The 19,008-nt window shown below is 42.0% G+C and carries 17 protein-coding genes and 1 pseudogene; 3 read left to right on the forward strand and 15 right to left on the reverse strand.

Annotated features, from left to right (window positions below; genetic code table 11):
* Positions 1-471, reverse strand: a 471-nt coding sequence (locus STRDD04_RS03670) for a tRNA (adenine(22)-N(1))-methyltransferase (RefSeq protein ID WP_062199429.1), incomplete at its 3' end; no start/stop codon positions are given.
* 253 nt (positions 472-724) lie between these two features.
* Positions 725-2,029 (reverse strand): surface-displayed alpha-enolase, encoded by a 1,305-nt coding sequence (gene eno, locus STRDD04_RS03675; RefSeq protein ID WP_037617231.1) that lies wholly within the window; start codon positions 2,027-2,029, stop codon positions 725-727.
* Positions 2,030-2,220: 191 nt separating this feature from the next.
* Between eno and STRDD04_RS03680 the strand changes: the two genes are divergently transcribed.
* On the forward strand, positions 2,221-2,676 hold the full coding sequence (locus tag STRDD04_RS03680) for a DUF1694 domain-containing protein (protein ID WP_062199431.1): 456 nt from the start codon (positions 2,221-2,223) through the stop codon (positions 2,674-2,676).
* Positions 2,677-3,015: a hypothetical protein gene (locus STRDD04_RS03685; RefSeq protein WP_062199433.1), complete on the forward strand. Its 339-nt coding sequence runs from the start codon at positions 2,677-2,679 to the stop codon at positions 3,013-3,015.
* Here the strand turns inward: STRDD04_RS03685 and STRDD04_RS03690 are convergent.
* The 9 genes from STRDD04_RS03690 to STRDD04_RS03730 all read right to left on the reverse strand — a co-directional run bounded on the left by STRDD04_RS03690 (position 3,012) and on the right by STRDD04_RS03730 (position 14,718).
* Positions 3,012-4,133: a glycerate kinase gene (locus STRDD04_RS03690; RefSeq protein WP_062199435.1), complete on the reverse strand. Its 1,122-nt coding sequence runs from the start codon at positions 4,131-4,133 to the stop codon at positions 3,012-3,014. The two genes, STRDD04_RS03685 and STRDD04_RS03690, sit on opposite strands and share 4 nt — an antisense overlap.
* Before the next feature lie 8 nt (positions 4,134-4,141).
* Entirely contained in the window at positions 4,142-4,789 is a 648-nt protein-coding gene (gene serB / locus STRDD04_RS03695) for a phosphoserine phosphatase SerB (RefSeq protein WP_062199437.1), read from the reverse strand.
* Between the two features lie 99 nt (positions 4,790-4,888).
* Positions 4,889-6,613, reverse strand: a complete 1,725-nt coding sequence (ezrA, locus tag STRDD04_RS03700; RefSeq protein WP_062199439.1) for a septation ring formation regulator EzrA — start codon at positions 6,611-6,613, stop codon at positions 4,889-4,891.
* 86 nt (positions 6,614-6,699) lie between these two features.
* The gene (gene gyrB / locus STRDD04_RS03705) at positions 6,700-8,649 is read right to left on the reverse strand and encodes a DNA topoisomerase (ATP-hydrolyzing) subunit B (RefSeq protein WP_062199441.1); all 1,950 of its coding nucleotides are present in this window, start codon (positions 8,647-8,649) and stop codon (positions 6,700-6,702) included.
* 1 nt (position 8,650) lies between these two features.
* Positions 8,651-9,229 carry an HAD-IA family hydrolase gene (locus tag STRDD04_RS03710; RefSeq protein WP_062199443.1) on the reverse strand — a complete coding sequence of 193 codons (579 nt, stop codon included), beginning with the start codon at positions 9,227-9,229 and terminating at the stop codon, positions 8,651-8,653.
* Between the two features lie 123 nt (positions 9,230-9,352).
* The gene (locus tag STRDD04_RS03715) at positions 9,353-9,901 is read right to left on the reverse strand and encodes a DJ-1 family glyoxalase III (protein WP_062199445.1); all 549 of its coding nucleotides are present in this window, start codon (positions 9,899-9,901) and stop codon (positions 9,353-9,355) included.
* Positions 9,902-9,938: 37 nt separating this feature from the next.
* Positions 9,939-11,171, reverse strand: a complete 1,233-nt coding sequence (locus STRDD04_RS03720; protein ID WP_062199447.1) for an FtsW/RodA/SpoVE family cell cycle protein — start codon at positions 11,169-11,171, stop codon at positions 9,939-9,941.
* A 12-nt stretch (positions 11,172-11,183) separates the two neighbouring features.
* Positions 11,184-12,158, reverse strand: coding sequence for a YeiH family protein (locus STRDD04_RS03725; RefSeq protein ID WP_062199448.1), 975 nt, complete (start codon positions 12,156-12,158; stop codon positions 11,184-11,186).
* Positions 12,159-12,273: 115 nt separating this feature from the next.
* Positions 12,274-14,718 carry a bifunctional DnaQ family exonuclease/ATP-dependent helicase gene (locus tag STRDD04_RS03730; protein WP_062199450.1) on the reverse strand — a complete coding sequence of 815 codons (2,445 nt, stop codon included), beginning with the start codon at positions 14,716-14,718 and terminating at the stop codon, positions 12,274-12,276.
* Between the two features lie 132 nt (positions 14,719-14,850).
* Between STRDD04_RS03730 and STRDD04_RS03735 the strand changes: the two genes are divergently transcribed.
* Positions 14,851-15,483, forward strand: a complete 633-nt coding sequence (locus tag STRDD04_RS03735; protein ID WP_062199452.1) for an MBL fold metallo-hydrolase — start codon at positions 14,851-14,853, stop codon at positions 15,481-15,483.
* Positions 15,484-15,567: 84 nt separating this feature from the next.
* Here STRDD04_RS03735 and ftsX read toward each other — a convergent pair whose 3' ends face one another.
* The 4 genes and pseudogenes from ftsX to STRDD04_RS11400 form a co-directional block, all read right to left on the reverse strand.
* Positions 15,568-16,494 (reverse strand): permease-like cell division protein FtsX, encoded by a 927-nt coding sequence (gene ftsX / locus STRDD04_RS03740; protein WP_037617056.1) that lies wholly within the window; start codon positions 16,492-16,494, stop codon positions 15,568-15,570.
* Positions 16,487-17,179, reverse strand: coding sequence for a cell division ATP-binding protein FtsE (gene ftsE / locus STRDD04_RS03745; protein WP_037617054.1), 693 nt, complete (start codon positions 17,177-17,179; stop codon positions 16,487-16,489). The genes ftsX and ftsE overlap by 8 nt, the downstream gene beginning before the upstream one ends.
* Positions 17,180-17,254: 75 nt before the next feature.
* Positions 17,255-18,350, reverse strand: a protein-coding gene (prfB, locus tag STRDD04_RS03750) for a peptide chain release factor 2 (RefSeq protein ID WP_148880275.1) whose coding sequence is annotated in 2 segments (ribosomal slippage) — positions 17,255-18,277 and positions 18,279-18,350 — 1,095 coding nt in all. Because the reading frame shifts where the segments join, the coding sequence is not laid out codon by codon here.
* A gap of 404 nt (positions 18,351-18,754) precedes the next feature.
* Positions 18,755-19,008: pseudogene (locus STRDD04_RS11400) on the reverse strand (NUDIX hydrolase); the annotation flags it as partial.

The following is a 19,008-nucleotide window of genomic DNA, read 5'->3' on the forward strand; positions in this document are numbered from 1 at the left end:
TAGGATTTCGTAAAACTTACCTGCTTCTTCTAAGATATCCTCAGCCAGCAAGCGAAAGCCGTTAGATACCAGCCAGCTGCGGAGCTCATCCTCGCGGTTATTAGGCTGCAAAATCAAGCGGGCAATAGCCCCAAGCTTAGCTCTGCCATTTTCCAAAATCTCTGAAATCAAGCGACCACCCATGCCAGCGATAACGATGGTGTCAATCTGATCCTCCGCATCAAAAGCCGCCAGACCATTGGCCAAGCGAACCTCAATCTGCTCCGTCAAGCCATGCTCTGCTACATTTTTCTGGGCAGACTGAAAAGGCCCCTCTACCACTTCACCGGCCAGAGCCTTCTCAATCCGTCCCTGCTGAATCAGGTAAATAGGCAGATAGGCGTGATCACTCCCAACATCCAGCACCTTTGCCCCATCCGGCACGAAAGCAGCTACTCGCTCCAAGCGCTGGGAAATAGTCTTTTTTTGCATTGATTACCCTTTTCTAAACAAAATATCTGCCTTCTAGTATACCATTATTAGAGGCATAAAAAAAGTAGTGAACGTAAATATTCCGTTTCATTGTTGAAGATACACTCTGAAACATAAAACAAACACCTTACCAAGAAGTATACCCCAGCCCATCTCCAAATTTCAACAAATGATAGAAAACTAAAAGCACCTTGGGAAAGCGCCCCAAAGTGCTTAATATCAAGGCTTTACAGCCCCTAACCCCATAAAGAGATTATTTTTTCAAGTTGTAGAATGATTTCAGTCCACGGTATTCAGCTACTTCACCAAGTTGATCTTCGATGCGAAGCAATTGGTTGTATTTAGCGATACGGTCTGTACGTGAAAGTGAACCAGTCTTGATTTGTCCAGCGTTAGTTGCAACTGCGATGTCAGCGATTGTTGAATCTTCAGTTTCACCTGAACGGTGTGATACAACAGCAGTGTAACCAGCTTCTTTCGCCATTTCAATAGCGTCGAATGTTTCAGTAAGAGTACCGATTTGGTTAACTTTGATAAGGATTGAGTTAGCAGCACCTTCAGCAATACCTTTTTCAAGGTAAGAAGTGTTTGTTACGAAGAAGTCGTCACCAACCAATTGAACTTTGCCGCCAAGACGTTCAGTAAGAGCTTTCCAACCGTCCCAGTCATTTTCATCCATACCATCTTCGATAGTGATGATTGGATATTTGTTAACTAATTCTTCAAGGTAATCGATTTGTTCTGCAGCAGTACGTACAGCAGCTCCTTCACCTTCAAATTTAGTGTAGTCGTAAACTTTACGTTCTTTATCGTAGAATTCTGATGATGCACAGTCAAATCCGATAAATACGTCTTTACCTGGAACATAACCAGCAGCTTCGATAGCAGCAAGGATAGTTTCAACTCCATCTTCAGTTCCTTCGAAACGAGGAGCGAATCCACCTTCGTCACCTACAGCTGTTTCAAGACCACGGCCTTTAAGGATTTTCTTAAGAGCGTGGAAGATTTCAGCACCCCAACGAAGAGCTTCTTTGAATGTTGGTGCACCAGCAGGTACGATCATAAATTCTTGGAAAGCAATTGGAGCGTCTGAGTGAGAACCACCGTTGATGATGTTCATCATTGGAGTTGGAAGAACTTTAGTGTTGAAACCACCAAGGTAGCTGTAAAGTGGAACTTCAAGGTAGTCAGCAGCAGCACGAGCTACAGCGATAGACACACCAAGGATTGCGTTCGCACCCAATTTACCTTTGTTTGGAGTACCGTCAAGAGCGATCATTGCACGGTCGATAGCTTGTTGATCACGTACGTCGTAACCAATGATAGCTTCAGCGATAACGTTGTTCACGTTGTCAACTGCTTTTTGTGTACCAAGACCACCGTAACGAGATTTGTCGCCATCACGAAGTTCTACTGCTTCGTGTTCACCTGTAGAAGCTCCTGAAGGAACCATACCACGTCCGAAAGCACCTGATTCAGTATAAACTTCTACTTCAAGTGTTGGGTTTCCGCGTGAGTCGAGGACTTCGCGAGCGTAAACATCAGTAATAATTGACATTTCTGACTCTCCTTATTATTTAAAATTATTTACTAGTCTATAATACCGTAAAAACGCTTTTTTTTCAAGGAAAAATAGTATCTTTGCTTGAAAAATCACAATTTTTAACTTGCAATCGATTATATTGTTTGTTTTGGAGTATTTATGTGTTTTAACAGAAGAAATCAATTTATTTATGCTATACTAAAGATATGGCAGACTTTAATAAAATTATCATGGAAAAATCTCAAGGGAATGCTAAGTTCAATCCTGATGAACAGCGTAAATTTCTGGAAACTTTTGAAGAGCGAGTGATAGGCTACTGCTCTATTTCGGATGCAAACTCTTCTATTATGAAGCAGCATTTTAAAGAGATAGTAGCTAACATAACGGAAAGCTACCAGCCCGTCACAGTTAAAATCTCTCCTGAAGTCGAATCCAGCTACCAAGTCTTTTATCTCAAGACAGCTAAAGAGCTGAGTTGTGAGGCAACCATCGTCTCTGCCTTTTGCCAATCCTCGCCTTTTGGATTGGTCATCCACAGCAATTATCCTGTTGATGTTGAAGAAAAAGATTTGAATAAACAGTTTACTGATGTGCTCCACCCAATAAAAAATAAAAAATCTGCAAACAAAAAGACTTCCTTTTGGAAAAAAATATTTAAATAGATGACAAATTTAGAAAAATTATTTGCCTTTTTTGAGTCAGAAAATCAGCGTGACTGGGATATTTATCAAACTTTTTTAGACGAGCATGTCGTCTGGGAGCTACATGGAGACTCCCCAGAAATCATCCAGGGAAAAGAACTCTACCTCCACAGGATAAAGAAAGCTTATCAGGACAGTTCCGCCCAGTTTAGCTGCCAACACTATCACACCAATTCCGAGCAAAGTCGGATTCTAACAATTTTGCTCAATGATTGCGGTGACCTATCCTGCGATATATTTGAATTTGCAAACGGCTTAATTGTCAAAGAAATCGAATACTTACTGAAAAAAGCGGATTAAATTCCGCTTTTTTTGATAGCTAATAGGTTGCCAATATTGCGAGCAGTACGAACTAGATTTTCCCTCGCTCGACCTAAAGTTGTATCCAAATCCGCCACTTGCGAGATAATTGGAAAAGCTGCTTGGATATTTTCACTAGGAAATGGGGGCAAATCATCTGCTAAGCTACCGCAAATAGCAAGAACAGGAATCTCTTTTGGCGTCCGCCTTGCTACCCCAACTGGAGCCTTTCCTGCCAAAGACTGCTTATCCATGCGGCCCTCACCAACAACAACTAAATCCGCTTCTCTAACTCTGCGGTCAAAATCTAGCAAATCCAGACAGGTATCAATTCCAGAAGCGACTTTTCCATTGGCAAATGTGACCAGCCCTGCTGCCATACCACCTCCTGCACCAGCACCAGCTTGGGTAAAAATCTGTGGATTGGCCAGTTCATAGAACTTCCTCATTTCCTGATCGACAGATGAAAGAAGCCATTCAGACAGGCCTTTTTGCCGTCCAAAGATATGAGTCGCTCCTTGCTGACCACATAAAGGATTGGAAACATCTGTCAAAACTTCGATTTCTATATCATCCAAGTAAGTTGGAACATGTTCTCCAGAAATCCGAGCAACTCTCCCTAGAGAAGAACCAACTGGTCGGAGCTGATGATTGTTTTCATCAAAAAATTCATAACCCAAACCAGCTGCCATACCAAGACCCCCATCATTCGTGGCCGAGCCTCCAACACCGACCAGCATCTTCCTGACTCCATTTTCAGCCAAATGAAGAATCAGCTCCCCCAGACCTCTGGTTTCTAAGCCTAAAGGATTGCGTTTTCCTTTGGGAATTAAAGCAAGTCCCACTAAATCTGCCATCTCAAAAAGGGCTAGCTGACCTTGTCTAGCATATTTCATTTCTACCGGTTGGCCGAAAGGTCCGGTCACACAATGCCGAAACTCTCTTAGGTCCATGGCGGCAATCAGCGCAGCCATGGTTCCCTCTCCGCCATCTCCGATAGGTAGTAAGTCAAAAGTCGCCTCTGTCAGGGCCTGCGAAAAGCCTTCTTTCAAGGCTTCTGCTACCTGAACAGCAGACAAACTTTCCTTAAAAGAATCCGGTGCTAACAAGATATGCATAGCGCCTCCTATTTTTTCTTAGCATCCAAAATGTCAATCACTTGGTAGAGATCGTAAACATTGATTTGATAAGGTGCTTGCTCTCTTACAATTGGCTTGGCATTAAAAGCAATTCCAATGCCTGCCGTTTGAATCATAGGCAAATCATTGGCGCCATCCCCCATCGCAATGGTTTGATTTAATTCCAAATTATTATCTTGAGCCCATTCTTTCAGCATCTGAACTTTAGTATCTTTACTAACAATCTCTCCCAAAACATGACCGGTCAGGAAACCATTTTTACTTTCCAAGCGATTAGCTTTTACATAGTCAATCCCTAGCTGCTCAGCCAGCCTATCCACCGTTTCATGAAAACCACCTGAAACCAAGCCAATCTTGTAGTAACGCGCATGCAGCTCATCAACTAATTTTTTAGCACCGGGCGTGAAATGAATTTTCTCAGCTAGTTGAGAAAAGATGGTTTCTGGGAGGCCTTCCAAGAGTGAAACTCTTTCCCGCAAGGCTGCCTCGAAATCCAATTCCCCGCGCATGGCTCGCTCTGTGATAACAGCCACTTGCTGCCCCACTCCTGCTTCTTCTCCCAGCAAATCAATGCCCTCTTCCATGATGAGAGTGCTGTCTACATCCATTACCAATAGACCTTTGACCTGACTCATTTTCTTACCTCATATTTTCTGTAATTTTTTGTATTATACAGGATTTTTACCGACAAAACAAGCAAGATTGCAAAGAAAAAAGTTCCCGAAGGAACTTTCTTAGAAGCGAATATTTTCACGTGTTTTTTCGTATGAGGTAGCAAAACGGTCTGAAACACCTGGTTCAACAAGATCCAAGGCCTTTGAAATGATATCTAGAGATTTTGCATAATCAAATTCATGTTCAAAAACATAGAGAGATTCGTTGAAAGCTGCTTGAACATTATCATCAAATGAGCGATAACGGTTGGAATATTGCAGCAGCTGCTCTGTCAAAGTTGAGTTTTGAACAATTTGATAAGTCTCAGACTCCAACTCATATATATCATTGGTCAGAATTTCCAGCCAACGGTTGACTGATTCAATATTTACACGTTTTTCGTCAAGCTCTCTTACAAGTTCTTCAATGTTGTTACTTGTTGAAAAGAAGATTTCAAGAAAAGATTGTGGAATGCCTGGTAAATTCCGTTTTTCCATAAATCGCTTGATAGTGTGTAATTTATTGGCATAAATATTTACCTTCTGACGAGCATTGGCATCATCTTTTTCGATCTCAGCAAGCTCCTCTCCAAGCTCAATCTGTTCGTCTTCAATTTCTTTCAGACGCTCTTGAATACTCTCTAACTCTTCACGAACAAGTGAATAGGCTTGCTGGGTTTCTGAAGAATCTTCTACAGCTCCGAGAACAACCTCTTCTTGAGCTAACAACTCTCCTTGAAGGTCTTTGATATGGGAAATTTCTGCTTCCGATAAGAGGAAAGACCGAGAAAGGCGCTCAATTTCTTTTTGAAGCTGCTGATTATTTTCTTTTGTATGGGCAAGATAGCTTGGAAGATTTTTTACCAGCTTTTCCACGACTTTATGCGCTTCAATTTCTTGAGTGAAGATTGAGTAGAGGGCTGAAATTTCCTCTTGTGCCTGTTCGTTTTCATACTGAGCGTTATCTAACTCCAGAGATGATACATTGGCTTCGTTGCGTTTTAAAGCCGCATGCAACTGTTGAAAGCGAGATTCAAGATCCGTTTCAATGAAGTGATAACCTGAATCCAACAACTTGCGGTAACCTGATTCCAAATCTTCTAATTGATCTGGCAAGGTCTCCGTTAATTCTTTCACAATAGCTGGAATTCTCTCAACAATATGTGTCAAGGCAAGGATATGATCTTCGGTCTTATCTAGGATTTCTGCTGCTTCTACTGGGTCCCCTGATGAGTTGAGAGTGACAAATTGTGAAAATTCAGATTCGATTTTTGCTAATTGTTTTTCAATTTCTGGAAGAGACTGGCCATAAGCCTCTGCATCTTCGGCAACTGTAACCTGCAATTTTTCAAACAAATCTAAAGCATGAAGTACTCGGCCGCTGTTTTTTGATTCTTGCTTGCCTAATTCTTCTAGGGCTTGTCGAATTTCCTTGATATCATCGTCAATTAAATCAATCTGACTTTCAATATTGCCAATTGCATGTTTGGCCTTCATAAAGCGGAATGAATTATTGTAGCCTTCCGCTTCAAAAAGATTATTTTCAATATCAGCAAATGAGTTTAAGGATAAATCAACCCATTTTTGGTTCCATTCGCGGAAAGCTACCTGACTTTGCCCAATCAAATGCATATTTTTTACTGCTTCAACTTCATCATTTACTGGAAGATTATAGAGTTTCTCTTTTCTTTCTTCCAATTTTTGAAGTAAAGCTTCATTTCGTTTTCTCATCAATACTGCTGTTACATAGCCTAAAATCAAAAGCACAGCTACTACAATAATGAGAATAATTAGTCCATTAGACATATAAAACTCCTTCATTTTGTTACTTTAAAACAAACATATTGATTATATCATAATTTTATTCATAATTGTTAGTTTTTCTGATTTTTTTAGACATCAAGCGTGCTATATACAGCATTTTCTTCGATAAATTCACGACGAGGTTCAACACGGTCACCCATCAACATATCAAAAATCTTATCTGCTTCTGCTGCATCATCGACAGAAACCCGCGCCATCAAGCGATGTTCAGGGTTCATGGTCGTTTCCCACAGCTGATGGTCATCCATTTCTCCCAGACCTTTGTAACGCTGGATAGTTGGCTTTGAGCGTCCTTCGCTGTAACGGGCCAGAGCTGCTTGCAATTCTTCTTCTTGGTTCACCCCAGGCTGGATGTATTCTTTGACATCACTTCCGACCTTGACACCATAGATTGGTGGCTGAGCGATATAGACATAGCCTGCTTCCAGAACCGGCTTCATATAGCGGTAAATCAAAGTTAAGAGCAGGGTCCGGATATGGGCTCCATCCACATCAGCATCGGTCATGATGACTAATTTTTGGTAGCGAGCCTTGCTAACATCAAAGTCAGCTCCGAAGCCTGTTCCCATAGCAGTAAAGAGACTGCGGATTTCTTCATTGGCTAAAATCTTATCCATGCTGGCTTTTTCAACGTTGAGGATCTTCCCTCGAATTGGCAAAATAGCCTGAAATTCACGGTTACGGCCAGACTTAGCTGAACCACCTGCTGAGTCTCCCTCCACGATGAAGAGTTCTGTTTCCTGTGGATTATTGGACGAGCAATCGGCCAATTTACCTGGCAAATTGGAAATTTCCAAGCCAGACTTCTTGCGGGTTACTTCCCGAGCTCGCTTGGCAGCAATTCTGGCCTTGGAAGCCAAAATTCCCTTTTCTACGATTTTTCGAGCCACCGCAGGATTTTCCAAAAGGAAATCTGAGAAAGCTTCGCTAAAGAGACGATTGGTAATCTTGACCACTTCGCTATTGCCCAGCTTGGTCTTGGTTTGCCCTTCAAACTGCGGATTCGGATGTTTAACAGAAATAACAGCTGTCAATCCTTCACGGACATCTTCACCCGTCAGATTATCTTCGTTTTCCTTGAGAAGTTTGTTTTTCTTGGCGTAGTCATTGATAACCCGCGTCAGAGCTGTTCGGAAACCCTGCTCATGCGTTCCGCCCTCGTGGGTGTGGATGTTATTGGCAAAGCTCATCACTGTTTCGTGATAGCCAGTCGTATACTGCATAGCTACTTCAACGGTAATGTCGTCCATTTCCCCATCTGTATAAATCGGCGTTTCAAAGATAACATCTTTGTTTTCATTGATGTACTGAACGTAACTAGAGATTCCGCCTTCATAGTGATAATCCTTGCTTTGTTCCAGTCCTTCTCGTTTGTCTGTAATGGAAATTCTGAGACCACGATTGAGGAAGGCCAGTTCCTGCACCCGCTTATTGAGCTTTTCAAAGTCAAATTCTACCGTTTCAGTGAAAATCTCTGGATCTGGTATAAAGTGAACTGTCGTACCTGTACGATCTGTCTCACCGATGATCTCTAAATCAGCGACTACTTGACCGCGACTATATTCTTGGTAATGAATCTGGCCGTTCTTATAAACGCGGACATCCAGCTGAGTAGACAGGGCATTTACAACGGAAGACCCAACTCCGTGCAGACCTCCTGAGACCTTGTATCCGCCACCGCCGAATTTTCCTCCGGCATGAAGGACAGTAAAGACAGTTTCCACGGCCGGCCGGCCTGTTTTTTCCTGAATATCCACTGGGATTCCACGGCCATCATCAACCACCGTAATCGAATTATCTTTTTCAATAAAGACTTGAATATGTGTGGCGAAGCCAGCTAAGGCCTCATCAATCGAGTTGTCGACAATTTCCCATACTAAGTGATGCAGACCTTCTTTAGAGGTCGAACCAATATACATACCTGGGCGCATCCGAACGGCTTCTAAGCCTTCTAGGACCTGAATCTGACTGGCATCATATTCTTGCACTTGCATGTCTTGTTGCTTTTCTTCTGTCATATTATTCCTTTTCTAGTTCAATATCTACAAATTTTTCAAGATTTTTCATATCATCAAAGAGATAGGTTGCAAATCCTGCGGCTTGTCCAGCTTCGATATCAATCGGCCGATCCCCGATAACCAGTCCAGACTGAATCTGATACTTGTCTTTTAAATACAGCATGGACTCAGGATCGGGTTTTCGTTTAAAGCCATTACTAGCTGTCACTACTTCCGTAAAATAAGCACTGATTTGCGTCTTTTTCAAAATTTCTAAAACCTGATCATCCCGGTGGGAAATCAAAAAATTTCTGCCACCTTGCTGGATAATCTGGGCCAATAATTCTGAAGCACCATCAAATAAAATCGGCTGCTCCAATTCTTTGGCCTCATTAGCTTTATAAGTCTTTAAGAAATCCTTGTTTGTAGGGGAAAATTGGCGGACTGCATAATCGGTAGAGACCTTGAGAGCCTTATAAACTTCATCATGACTCGCCTGCAGACCAAAATCTTGCAATGTATGGACAAAAGCTGCGGTCGAAGTTTCATAATTATCCAAGAGAGTCCCACCTAAATCCCAGATGTAATCTTGATAATTCATACCCTTTATTATACCATATTCTTCACAAAAAAGGGGGTATTATCTCTGACAGAAAAGCATATTTTCAAGCATTTTTCACCAAGTCAGATAGAAAAAATTCACCCGAAAATCGAGTGAATTGTCTTAATTTCCAAAAACATCTTTGAAAAGCATTCCTGTTGCCAATTGATCTGCATCTCCTCCTAGCTGGCGAACCAACTCATAGGCAAAAGGCAAGGCCGTTGATGGCCCGCGGCTGGTGATTAGCTTTCCGTCTACGACAACGGTCTGCTTAAGATAGCAACCATTTTCAATTGCTTCTTCCACCCCATCGTAGCAAGTGAAATTTTTATCATTTAACAGACCTGCTCGATCAAGGGCAATGGGGGCCGCACAGATAGCCGCGACAAATTTGTCTTCTGCTTGAAATTCCTTTAAAACGTTCATCAGACGATTGTCACCGCGTAGATTTGTCGACCCTGGCATCCCGCCTGGCAGAACGACCATATCATAACCAGATAAATTCCCATTCCAGACTTGATCAGCTTGGACAGTAATCTGGTGAGAGCCAGCCACAGTCTCCTCAAAACCAATCATATCACAGACGAAGCCTGCTCGACGCAATACATCAACAACGGTGAGCGCTTCTATTTCCTCAAAGCCATTGGCTAACATAAGAGCTGCTTTTTTCATATGAAACACCTTTCTAGGATACGAATGTACCCACTTCTTATTTTATTTTTCTAAGGACAACTTTTTTACGGATAGAGGGCGTTCCCTCTCGCTTCTCCTCTGCTAGACTATTTTGATAAGAGACCGAAAGCAATAGACCAACTCCGATAAGATTGCTAATGATAGAGGAGCCTCCCTGAGAGATAAAAGGGAGCGGAATCCCCGTCAGCGGTAGGATGCCTGTCACAGCTCCAATATTTTCAAAAATATGAAAGAGCAGCATCATAATCAGACCAGTTGAGATATAGGTATAAAACTGATTGTTAGATTTGATGGTAATCTTGAGCATACGGTAAATCAGAACTAGATAAATCACAATTACCAAGGTAGAGCCAAGAAAACCAAAATCTTCCGCAATCACTGTGAAAATCATATCACTTTCACGGACAGGAACAAGAAGATTGGAAACATTGAACCCTTGACCTATCAAGCCACCGCTGCCAATGGCAATCTGTCCCTGTGCCTGCTGATAAGTCGTCGTCTGAGCATATTCAAAGGGGTGGAGCCAAGCTAAGATACGATTAATCTGATAAGTCGGCATCCCTAGATTATGCAGAAAAGCACGCCCCCCAGCGGAAATAAAAATAAACATGAAAGCAGTAAAGAGAAGAGTCGCAGACAAGAAAATCGGCAGGATAATCTTCCACGAGACACCAGACAAAAGAACAATGCCGCAGTAAATAGCAGCAAAGACTAGCGCTGTCCCCAAATCACTCTGTAAGGTCAAAAGAAATAATACAGGCAAGGTATAAAGCCCTAATTTAAAAATCAATAGAAAATCTAACCTTATGGTTCGCTTTTCCTTCTTATGCTGCTGCATAAAATTCACTACAACCCTCGACAGCATTAAAATATACGAGATTTTCATAAACTCAGACGGCTGAAAGAGACTGACACCGTGGATAGCTACCCAATTTTTCGCACCTGTGGAGGCAACTAAGCTGTCACTGTAAAAAATCAGCGGTAGAATCATCAGCCCCAAACCAAAAACATACAAATAAGGTGTAATCAGCCAGAGAAATTTCGTATTAAAAAACATGATGATGAAACTAATCAAGAAACCAAGGAAAATCCAGGCGATTTGCTGACCTACAATCGTTCCAACTTCTTTTGGATAATCATGGCTAACTGCTATATAAATAGCCGTTACACCAATCGAAAGCAGAAGCAAAACTGGTAAAAGCAGGCTATAGTCAATTCGTGACTCAAATGTTCTTTTTTGTGAAAGCATAATTCTCCTTTCTTACAAAAAATATTGGATGATTAAGCTGGAAACAGCGACGCAGAACCAAGCAAAAGCTCCGGCTAATAAAGGCCCAGCTCCAGCTTCCTTAAATTGTTTAAAAGAGACCTTAGCTCCAATCCCAGCTAAAGCCATGGCCATCAGCCATTGAGACAAGAGTTTTGTGTAAGGAACTAGCTCTGACGGGAAAATTCCCAAACTGCTCACTACAGAAGCTAAAACAAACCACAAAATAAACCAAGGAAAAATCTTCTTCAAGTCCACTTTTTGCGCTGACTGCTTACCTCGGACATATCGATAACCCGCAAAGATAAGGCAGGCGGGTACAATCATCAAAGCCCGGCTTAGTTTGACAATGGTTGCCAAATCACCCGCTGTCTGGCTATAGGTATAACCTGCCGCAACGACTGACGAAGTATCATTGATGGCCGTTCCTGCCCAAGTCCCAAAATAACCATCGGACATCTGCATAAGATGGCCCAGAAAAGGAAAGATGAAAACAGCTAAAATATTGAAGAAGAAAATCGTTGAAATAGACAGAGCGATTTCCTCTTCCTCTGCTTCTAGAATGGGCGAAGCTGCTGCAATAGCAGAACCACCGCAGATAGCTGTTCCAAAACCAATCAAAACGGTTAAAACCCGCCTCATCTTGAAAAATTTTCCAGCGGCATATGCTGCGAAAAAAGCAATCAAAATGGTTAAAATACTAATCTTCAGAGAGGACAAGCCCGTTGCAGAAACATTGCCAATTGACATGGAAAAACCTAAAAAGATAATAGAATATTGAAGCAGCTTCTTTCCTGAATAGGTCAGGCCCGGCTGAAAAGAATCCGGAATTTTCAGGAAATTACTAAGTAAAATTCCTAGCACAATCGCAAAAACACTGGAACCAATCAGCGGAAACCAATTCCCTAATATAATGGAAACAGCTGCCATCCCAAACGATAAAACAATCCCTGGTACATATTTTTTCATGTTATAACCTTCTTCCTATTCTTATCATTATAACAGATTTTTGGCATAGCTAGCCGACAAAATATGAAAACATTTAGAAAAACAGCCAGATAAAATTGACTGTTTTCAAGAAGTTCTAGTCGAAAAATTCTTTTAATTCCTTTAAAATATCCAGCTGTGAAAGCATTTCTAAAGACGCCAGCTGGTTCAGATTTTGCTGGATTTGCCGACCGTAGCGCTTGGTTGAAATACGCTTGTCCAAAAGAATGATAGCCGACTTCTGGTGTTCATTGCGACGAGTACGACCCATGGCCTGCTTCAATCGTAAAATAGCTGACGGCAATTGATAGTCGTAAAAAGGATTTTTCCCTTCTGCTTTCAAATGATGATTGATTTTTTGAACAAAGAAATCTTTGGGATTATCAAAAGGAATCCGCGTGATGAGCTGAATGATTTGCTCTTGCTGAGCAAAATCCGCTCCTTCCCAGAAACTGCTTGCTCCTAACAAGATGGGCGCCTCTCCTTTGTCAAAACGACGCTTGATATTGGCTGGCTCGCCATTCTTATACTGGGCCAAATGCGGCAAGGTCAGCTGGTCTGAAGTGGCCAGCAATAAATCTTTGGAGGTAAAGAGAACCACCATCGGCAAATTCAGTGGAGCCAAGCTCTCCAAGCTTGCAACAATCCTCTCAGCGTATTCCTGCGTTGATAAATCTACCACATCTGGAAAATCCATATCTAAGAAAAGTTTCTGCAAGGGCTTCTTTTGATAAGCAAGTTTATAAAAATGATAATCCTCAAAACCTAGTAATTGAGGCAAATTCACCTTGGAACTAATCTCTAAAGTAGAGGAAACCAAGATCACCTTGACGGTATCAGGTAGGAAATCCTTAAATCTCATGAGTTCTGAGCGCCCAGCATGAAGCCTTGTCACCCGATGATCTGCAAATTGTTCTTCCGTCAGCCAGTAGTATTGGTACTTGGTTGAAAACAATTCCCTGAGCTCTGGCAGCAAGTTCTCATCCAGCTCAGACACATCCTGACGTAGCTTGGCTATCTTCTTGGAATCCAATTCACTGGTCTTGCCCCGATGCTTTTCAGCAGCATCGGCTAGCTCAAATTGGATGCTTTGCAAGAGACGTTCTTGTAAAATCCGTTCTTCTGTCTGCAGGGCTTGGCTGATATTTTGCACTTGCTTGGTCAAATTGATACTGGTCTGCGAGAAACTTTCCAAAGCAAAAAACATTTTCTGGGCCTCGTCCACCACCAGCATCCGATTGTCCAGCAAAGATTGGTCATCTTCTAAGCGCGTTAAAAGATAAGCATGATTGGTAATCACGACACGACTGCTAGCTGCCTTGACCTGTCCCAGTCGCCAAAAATCCTCTTCATAAAAGAGCGAATGCTTACTTAATTTCCCATCATGGCGTATCTGGCTTAAGTAAGATTCGAAACGATAAGCCTGGCCGATTTCATTTAAATCACCCGTCTCGGTCTCTGTCAGCCAAACCAAAAGCTGCATTTTGCAACGATTAATAAGTCGATTATCGTCCAAGACCGATAGACTTTGATAAAAATGATCTAATTTCAGATAATTTTCTGGACTTTTGAGATTATGAAAAGAAATATGAAAAACTTCTTCTAAGAGTCGGCCTTCCTTTTGCATCAGCTGGTCCTGTAAAATCTTCGTCGGAACAGTTACCAAGACTCTTTCCCGATTATGAGCCAAAATAGGCAACAAATAGCCAAAGGTCTTGCCAAGCCCTGTCTGGGCCTCCAAAAAGCTAGCCGCAGTCTGACTAAGCGCCTCAGTCACATACTGCGCAAATGTCAGCTGGTCGGGGCGCTCGTCCAGCCCCAACAGATAAAGGTTGGTCAGAAAGTCTTGCGAAAGTTTCTTTTCCGCCTGCAAGCTTCTCGGCTTTTTTAAAAAGATACCGTGCGTCTCCTGCAAAGCCTGACCAGAATAGTCTGGCATCGACTGAAAAATCTCTTCGATCGCTAGCCGCGACTCATAGATGAGACTATCGGAAAATCCCAGCACTTTCTCCAGCAAAGTTTTTGGCAGTCCTGCCATCTTTTCCTGGATTTTTAGAAATAGCTGAGCTGTCGCCTGAGCATCTGCCAAAGCTGTGTGAGCATTTTCCAGAGGAATCTCCAGAAGCTCGCATAGATTTCCTAAGGCGTATTTATCAAAAGTCGGATAGAAAACCTGAGCTAGTTCAACCGTGTCCACTCTTGGAGTCAGCAGGTCAAAGCCTTCCAAAAAGAGAGCTTCTGCCAATAAATTGGCATCAAACTTGACATTATGAGCGACAAAAATCGCGTCCTCAATCAGTTCATAAACCTCACGGGCAACCTGTGAAAAATCCGGAGCTTGGCGCAAGCGCTGATCATCCAGTCCCGTCAGCTGTTTAATATGCTCATCCAAGTCCTCATGCGGATTCACATCTGTTTCATATGTTTGGCAAATCACCCCGTTTTCAATGATGACAATGCCGATTTGAATAATTTTTGCATTGCTGCTCGCACTTGTAGCCTCCAAGTCGATGACAGCATATTTATAGTTCGATTGTGTCATACTGCTATGATTATATCACAAATGCCAGCCTGAGACATCTGAAAATAAGCTGAGCCACAAAATAAATTTTGTGCAAAATTTCCGCTTTTCTGTTACACTCATTAGTAAGAAAACATACGCAAAGGAAGCCCCATGAAAGTTCACAAAATTGTCAATCTCATCGCCTTTGAAAACACTTATCTCCTTGAAAATGACCGTCATGTTATCGTGGTTGACCCAGGCAGCGACTGGCAGAAAATCCAACGCAAGCTAGAAGAAATCGCTAAGCCCATCACAGCTATTTTTCTGACTCATACGCATTACGATCACATTATGAGTCTGGATAAAGTCCGAGATAACTTTGCCAATCCACCCGTCTATGTAGCTGAGAGCGAAGCAAGCTGGCTCTATACTCCTACAGACAATCTATCTGGGCTTGACCGTCATGCAGATTTGGAAGACATCATTCTCAGACCAGCTGAACACTTTTTCACCTATCACCACGACTACCAGCTGGACGACTTCCATTTCTATGCTGTGCAGACACCTGGTCATTCTATCGGCGGAGTTTCCATTATTTTCCCAGAAGATCAGGTGGTTCTGACTGGTGATGCTCTCTTCCGTGAAACCATCGGCCGTACAGATCTACCGACTGGCAATCTGGAGCAGCTACTCACTGGTATCAGGAAAGAATTATTTGTCTTACCTAAAGATTATCGTGTCTATCCTGGGCATGGCAATGATACAACGATTGGCCACGAAAAGACTTTTAATCCATTTTTCTAATAAATCAATAGTGGGGCAGGAATGATTCCTGCCTCGTTTTTATTTCAGGTCATAAAAAAACAGCCTTGTGAGCTGTTTTAATAGTTAAATCTTCAAGAAGCGTCTCATTGAGATGGCTGATCCAAGTGCACCAATCAAGACTCCCAATACTGATAAAGAAGCAATCATAGCCGGAACAAACCAATCTGGTTCAATCATAGATAAGTTTTGAGCAACCAAACTTTTATTCATGGACTGAAAGGCCATATTATAAACAAAATAGACTAGGGCTGCTGGAACGATTGAGCCTAACAAACCAATCCAGGCTCCTTCAAAAAGGAATGGGCCACGGATATAACCATTTTTCGCTCCTACCAAGCGCATAATCTGAATCTCACGACTCCGTGAAATAATAGTAATCCGAATAGTATTTGAAATCAAGAAGACGGCAATAAAGATAAGCAGACCTGCTCCTATCAGACCCCAAATTCGAATGAAGTCAGATAGAGCAAAGAGTCTCTTTGTATTTGCTCCACCATCCTGAACCTCAGACACTCCTTCAATTTTTTTAGCTGCTGCAGAAACGGATTCTACATATTGGTGCTCTGTCGTATCAACAATGTAAGCATCGTAAAGTGGATTAGAGTCTCCTTCAAAGACCTTCCATTCACTTCCCATCGTCTCTGTCAGCTTCTCATACTGCTCTTCTTTGCTTGAAAAAGTGACCTTTGAGACATGATCCATAGCAGTCAGAGCATCATAAATCTTATGATAATCTTCATTTTGAACTGTCTGACCTTCTTTTACAATCGTTTCACTGTTATCTGCAATATCCTTGCGCATATACACAACGACCCGAACATTATTTGAAATGTCAGATGCTAATTTTGCTGTATTTAAGATAACAGAAGCAAAGATAGCAACCAAACTGAGAGTAATCATAACTGAACTCACAGCTGCTACTGTCATCCAACCATTTCTCTTGAGACTTTTCAGCGATTCTAGCAGGTGACGAAAAAATCTTCTAATCATCGTATCCGTATTCTCCTTCCGCCTCATCACGCACCACACGACCATTTTCGATGGCAATTACGCGGTGACGCAGAGTATTTACAATCTGGCTATTGTGGGTCGCCATTAGAACTGTTGTCCCTTGCAGGTTGATGCGCTCCAACAAATTCATGATTTCCCATGAATTATCTGGATCCAAGTTACCTGTCGGCTCATCAGCAATCAGCACCTTAGGATTATTGACAATGGCCCGTGCAATGGCAATCCGTTGCTGCTCCCCACCTGAAAGCTCATTTGGAAAAGAACGAACCTTGTGCTTGAGACCTACCAGATCCAAGACTTCCATAACCCGCTTTTTAATATTGCGGCGACGCTCACCGATAACTTCCATCGCGTAAGCAATATTTTCATAAACCGTCTTCTTAGGAAGCAGTTTATAATCCTGGAATACAACCCCAACCTGACGGCGCAGCATTGGCACATCCCGTTTTTTTATCTTAGCTAAGTTAAAGCCCGCCACATTTAAACTGCCTTTGTTTAATTTCACTTCACGGTAAAGCAGTCTGATAAAAGTTGATTTACCTGCACCTGAGGGGCCTACGATATAGGCAAACTCCCCCGGTTCAATTTTCACAGACACACCGCGTAAGGCAGTGGTCCCGTTGTCATACTTTTTGACAACATCTCTCATTTCAATCATTGACATGTATTGTAAAGAGTCCTTTCATAAGATGCTAAAGCTATCTAAATCATTCCATACTTCTAGCTTCAGTTTATTTTTTTAGTTGAGACGCCATTTTAAATAGGCATCAATAAATCCGTCTAAGTCTCCGTCCATGACCTTATCTACCTGAGCTACTTCATAGCTGGTTCGATGATCTTTGACCATGGTATAAGGGGTGAAGACATAAGAACGAATCTGACTTCCCCAAGAAATCTCTTTTTTATCTCCCTTGAGCGAGTCTACTTCTGCTGCTTTTTTCTCTTGTTCAAGCTGGTAGAGCTTGGCCTGAAGCATTTTCATAGCTCGGTCACGATTGCCATACTGGGTTCGGTCAACGGTAGACTGAACCACGATTCCCGTCGGAATATGCGTCAGCCGCACGCCAGTCGATACCTTGTTGACATTCTGCCCGCCGGCTCCACCTGAACGGAAAGTATCCATCTTGATATCATCATCGCGAACCTCTACTTCAATGGTATCATCCAACTCTGGCATGACCTCTACTGAAGTAAAGGAAGTATGGCGGCGTTTAGCTGAGTCAAATGGCGAAATTCGAACCAAACGGTGGACTCCCATTTCTGACTTGAGCAGACCGTAAGCATGCGGTCCTTCAAATGAAAGGGTCACTGACTTAATACCCGCCTCATCACCAGCCTGATAATCCAAGACTTCTACTTTGAAGCCCTTGGCATTGCCAAAGCGCGTGTACATCCGTAGCAACATATCGCCCCAATCTTGAGCCTCTGTACCACCAGACCCTGGGTGAATTTCAAGAATGGCGTTGTTATTATCATAAGGCTCTGACAGCAAGAGAGTCATCTCGTAGCTGGTCATCATTTTAGCCAAGTCTGCCAGTTTGTCTTCCAACTCCTCTTGAACAGAATCGTCTTCAGCTAGAAAATCAAGTAAAATTTCCGATTCATCAAACAAATCGGTCATCTGATGGAAATTCTCATAGGTTTGCTTGAGTTCATTGAGCTCCTGAGATGTTTTTTGGGCTGCGATATTGTCATCCCAAAAGTCAGGTTCTGTCATCTTATTTTCTAAGATGGCGATTTCTTCTTCCAGACCTTCTAAGTCAAAGAGACCCCCTGAAAGAAGCTAATTTTTCACGATTTGCGTCAATTTTTTGACGAATTTCTGAAATATCCATAGTTACCTCTTTTCATATATCGTTTTATTATATCACATTTTCAGACATTTGCCTAATTTGATAATAATCCACTTTTATTTTATCTGATTTTATGCAGAGAGGCAAGAATAGCGCTTGCTTGTTACGGAATTGTTAGAAATGTAACATATCAAAACAGATTTAACACATAGCTTCATCTTATATTCCATTATATAATGGAAAACTTAAAAAGAATATAAATAAAAAACTCTCAGTAGCACTAAAATCACAGAATCTTTTGAGAGTTTTGAAATGTTTCAGATGGTAGCTAGAAAAAATGAATAATTCTGAACAAGTCTCGCGAAGTGAGGCTCTTTAATAAGTAATGCCCCTAGCCATTTTAAAACAGAGTATATTTTGCAGAAAAACTTTCAATACTAAGCGAGTTAGCTATGCAACCTCTTTATCAGTCTCCTTAAAATCTGTTTTTGATGTCGGAAGCAAGGATGACTTTCGATAAAATCCGAAAGTTGACTGACTGGTAGCCAAATGTGCCCGTCTGTTTCACCTTCCTGATAAGAAATAGATGTCTTGTCACATGAAACAAGAGCTAAATAGTAGTCAAAATGGCACTGATCTGCTACTTCCGTTCTTTTCGCAAGCAATTCCATGCTGTCGGGTACCAAGCCTGTCTCCTCCT

The sequence above is a fragment of the Streptococcus sp. DD04 genome, assembly GCF_001578725.1.
GTDB lineage: Bacteria > Bacillota > Bacilli > Lactobacillales > Streptococcaceae > Streptococcus > Streptococcus sinensis.